The organism is Pseudomonas wayambapalatensis (assembly GCF_049942315.1).
Lineage (GTDB): Bacteria > Pseudomonadota > Gammaproteobacteria > Pseudomonadales > Pseudomonadaceae > Aquipseudomonas > Aquipseudomonas wayambapalatensis.
This window is the reverse complement of record NZ_JBNFMU010000107.1, coordinates 1-3,743: the sequence shown is the minus strand read 5'-3', so window position 1 is coordinate 3,743 and position 3,743 is coordinate 1. Positions and strand designations below refer to the sequence as shown.

Annotated in this window: 3 protein-coding genes; all 3 read right to left on the bottom strand. The window is 62.5% G+C overall.

Features of this window, described 5'->3' with window-relative positions; genetic code table 11:
- Positions 1 to 127: 127 nt before the first annotated feature.
- A complete protein-coding gene (locus ACPZMI_RS05140; protein WP_065861755.1) occupies positions 128 to 778 on the bottom strand; it encodes a gamma-glutamylcyclotransferase in 651 nt (216 codons plus the stop codon).
- A 333-nt stretch (positions 779 to 1,111) separates the two neighbouring features.
- A complete protein-coding gene (locus ACPZMI_RS05135) occupies positions 1,112 to 2,080 on the bottom strand; it encodes a CDP-6-deoxy-delta-3,4-glucoseen reductase (protein WP_186669883.1) in 969 nt (322 codons plus the stop codon).
- Positions 2,080 to 3,546 (bottom strand): 4-hydroxy-3-polyprenylbenzoate decarboxylase, encoded by a 1,467-nt coding sequence (gene ubiD, locus ACPZMI_RS05130; protein ID WP_186669884.1) that lies wholly within the window; start codon positions 3,544 to 3,546, stop codon positions 2,080 to 2,082. The genes ACPZMI_RS05135 and ubiD overlap by 1 nt, the downstream gene beginning before the upstream one ends.
- Positions 3,547 to 3,743: the final 197 nt, after the last annotated feature.

Below are 3,743 nucleotides of genomic sequence, written 5' to 3'. Positions count from 1 at the left end.
GTGGGGGGGGGGAGGTGTGGGGTTGGTGGCGGGTTGTTTGGGTGCTCCTTTTTTATAGGACACTCCCCTCCTTCCATCTTTTCCTTCTCCTGTGGGCCCCTTCCCCCCCTCTACTAGGCCAGCGCAGTCAAACCTCGCGCAGGTTATGGCAGCGCTGAAACCGCGCCTCCAGCCCCCGATCAGGCATCTGGTGGCTGCGCAAGGCGTTGAGCGTCTGCTCCACATACTCCCGCGTGGTGCCGTAACGCCCCTTGGCACTGGCCAGAATCTGGCTGAACAGGGTGTCCGGCAGGTTGCCGGCATAGCACGGCAAGTGACGCTCGAGCACAAAGCCCAAGGCCTGCACCTTGCTGCCGTCATCGAGTCGGCAGGTCAGCCAATGCGGGCGATAGGCCGGATAGGGCATCTCCCGCTGCCACAGGGCCATCAGCGAGTCGTCCAGGCAGCTCTCGTCCAGGCGGTAAGCAAAGCCGCTGCACGACCCTCCACGATCCAGGCCGAACACCAGCCCCGGGCATTCCGGTGTGCCGCGGTGCTCATGGGACCACAGGTAAAGCCCACGATGATAACCGTGCACCCGCGCACGCTGGCGCTCTACCGAGTTGCACTCCGGACGCCAGATCAACGAACCATAGGCGAACAACCACACAGGCCCACCGTCATGACGGGACATGGTCGTTGTCATGGAGTGCTGCAATTGCTCAGGGGTCAGTTGTTGACCGAAGTCGAGCGACGGAGGATAGGAAACCTGCCACGAAGAACTTTCAAGTGCCGACATAGGCTGCCGCCATTATTTCCTGTGTAACTACCGGAGAGCTGTGTTGCGATCGACGCCTTCGCCTGCGAGCCCGCACCCAATGCTGCGGGGCCTGTACCGCAAGAGGTTGATGACGATGTGCCTACCGTAAGACATATGACGGCGAAACCTCAACCCCTTTTGGCAAAGTTTCACGCGCGATACCGACGACTGGAAAGTGTTGTTATAAGCATAGTAAAAGTTATTAACCCGGCGAGTAATAATTCACCGCTTATAATCGACGACGATAACTTTGGTTATTAATCACGGCGCGCCATTGCAGCGCGCCGCAGGCGCTCATGAAGACCTAGTTACTCAGCCGCGTGGAGCGTAGGCAAACACGTCGGCGCGCATGCGGTGTGCATCCATGCCCGCCTCGACCAGCGCATCGAGCGTGCCATAGACCATGTTCGGTGAACCGCTGGCATAGACATGCACACTGTTCAGGTCGGCGATATCCTCGCACACTGCCTCGTGCAAAAGGCCGCAACGCCCCTCCCAGCCACACAGGTCGCTGACCACCTTGTGCAGGAACAGGTTGGGCAGACGCTCCCATTCGGCCCAGTGCTCGAGGGTGTAGAACTCCTCGGGCCGACGCACACCCCAGTAAAGGTGCACCGGATGCTTGAAGCCGTTGGCGCGGCAATGCTCGACCAGGCTGTGCATCTGGCCCATACCGGTCCCGGCAGCAATCAGCACCAGCGGCCCGTCCGGCAGCTCGGCCAGGTGTGCGTCACCGAATGGTAGCTCGATGCGGGCCATACCGTTGCGCTGCAACTGCTCGATCAGCTTTACCGCGCTGCTTTCGCGGGCCAGCACATGCAGCTCGAGATCACGGCCCGAATGCGGGGCAGACGCCAGGGAAAAGGCGGCCTTGTCGGCGCCCTCACGCTCGATCATCAGGTATTGCCCGGCGTGGTAGCGCGGCGGCTTGCCGGCGGGCGCGCGCAGACGCACGCGCCAGACATCCCCGCCGACCTCGACGCACTCGCTGACAGTGCAGGCCAGCTTGCGCACGGGCAACTCGCCCAGGGCCAGCACGCCATCCCACAGCAGCACGCAGTCTTCCAGCGGTTCGGCGATGCAGGTGAACAGTTCGCCGTGATCGCGAACTTCACCGTCCTGTCGCACCCGCCCCTCCACCAGCAACGCCGCACACACATGGCAATTGCCGTTGCGACAGCTGCTCGGGCACTCGTAGCCCAGGCGCCGCGCGGCATCCAGAATCCTCTCGCCCGGCTCGATGGACAGCACCGCGCCGGACGGCTGCAAGGTCACCTGCATCAATCTATTCCCAACTGGTCCCACAGCTCATCGATACGGCGGGTAACGGCCTCGTCCTTGACGATGACCCGGCCCCATTCGCGTGTAGTCTCGCCCGGCCACTTGTGCGTGGCGTCCAGGCCCATCTTCGACCCCAGGCCCGATACCGGCGACGCGAAGTCGAGGTAGTCGATCGGCGTGTTGTCGATCATCACCGTATCACGCTTGGGATCCATGCGCGTGGTGATGGCCCAGATCACGTCGTTCCAGTCGCGGGCGTTGACGTCGTCGTCGGTGACGATAACGAACTTGGTGTACATGAACTGTCGCAGGAACGACCACACACCCAGCATCACGCGCTTGGCGTGCCCCGGATATTGCTTTTTCATGGTCACCACCGCCATGCGGTAGGAACAGCCTTCCGGTGGCAGGTAGAAGTCGACGATCTCGGGGAACTGCTTCTGCAGGATCGGCACGAACACTTCGTTCAGCGCCACGCCGAGGATCGCCGGCTCATCTGGCGGCCGGCCGGTGTAGGTGCTGTGGTAGATCGGCTTTTGCCGATGGGTGATGCGTTCGATGGTGAACACCGGGAAGCTGTCCACCTCGTTGTAGTAGCCAGTGTGGTCGCCGTAAGGGCCTTCCGGGGCCATTTCACCCGGATGGATCACACCTTCGAGGATGATTTCGGCGGTGGCCGGCACCTGCAGGTCGCTGCCGCGGCACTTGACCAGCTCGGTGCGGTTGCCGCGCAGAAGCCCTGCGAAAGCGTACTCGGAGAGGGTGTCGGGCACCGGCGTCACGGCGCCAAGGATGGTGGCCGGGTCTGCACCCAGCGCGACGGCCACCGGGAACGGCTGGCCCGGGTGCTTCTCGCACCATTCGCGGTAATCCAGCGCGCCGCCACGATGGCTCAGCCAGCGCATGATGACCTTGTTGCGGCCGATGACCTGCTGGCGATAGATGCCGAGGTTCTGGCGATCCTTGTTCGGACCACGGGTGACCGTCAGGCCCCAGGTAATCAGTGGCGCCACGTCACCTGGCCAGCAGTGCTGGATCGGCAATTGCGAAAGGTCGACATCGTCACCCTCGACCACCACCTCCTGGCACACCGCATCCTTGACCACCTTGGGTGCCATTGACACGACCTTCTTGAAGATCGGCAGTTTCGACCAGGCATCCTTGAGGCCCTTCGGCGGCTCGGGCTCCTTGAGGAAGGCCAGCAACTTGCCGATTTCACGCAGTTCGCCGACCGACTCGGCCCCCATGCCCATGGCCACACGCTCGGGAGTACCGAACAGGTTGCCCAGTACCGGAATGTCGAAACCCGTGGGTTTTTCGAACAGCAGCGCCGGGCCCTTGGCCCGCAGGGTGCGGTCGCAGACTTCGGTCATTTCCAGGACGGGCGAGATAGGAACCTGGATGCGCTTGAGTTCACCGCGCTGCTCCAGGCCACGGATAAAGTCGCGCAAATCGCGATACTGCATGCGTGAGCCTCGTGTTGGCTGTATCGGTCGGGGTGCAGAGTGTAGCGCCGATCGGGCTTTGATAGCCAAATGGCAGAGTGCAATGCGCTCTTTACTGGCGCGTATCAATGAGTTGGGGCCGCTTCGCGCCCCTTCGCGGGCAAGCCCGCTCCTACAGGATCTGTGCGATATCTGTGGGAGCGGGCTTGCCCGCGAAG

What these genes read in the sequence shown, in the direction of transcription:
- ubiD (WP_186669884.1), bottom strand. Translation starts at nt 3,546, where the DNA reads ATGCAGTATCGCGATTTGCGCGACTTTATCCGTGGCCTGGAGCAGCGC.
- ACPZMI_RS05140 (WP_065861755.1), bottom strand. Translation starts at nt 778, where the DNA reads ATGTCGGCACTTGAAAGTTCTTCGTGGCAGGTTTCCTATCCTCCGTCG.
- ACPZMI_RS05135 (WP_186669883.1), bottom strand. Translation starts at nt 2,080, where the DNA reads ATGCAGGTGACCTTGCAGCCGTCCGGCGCGGTGCTGTCCATCGAGCCG.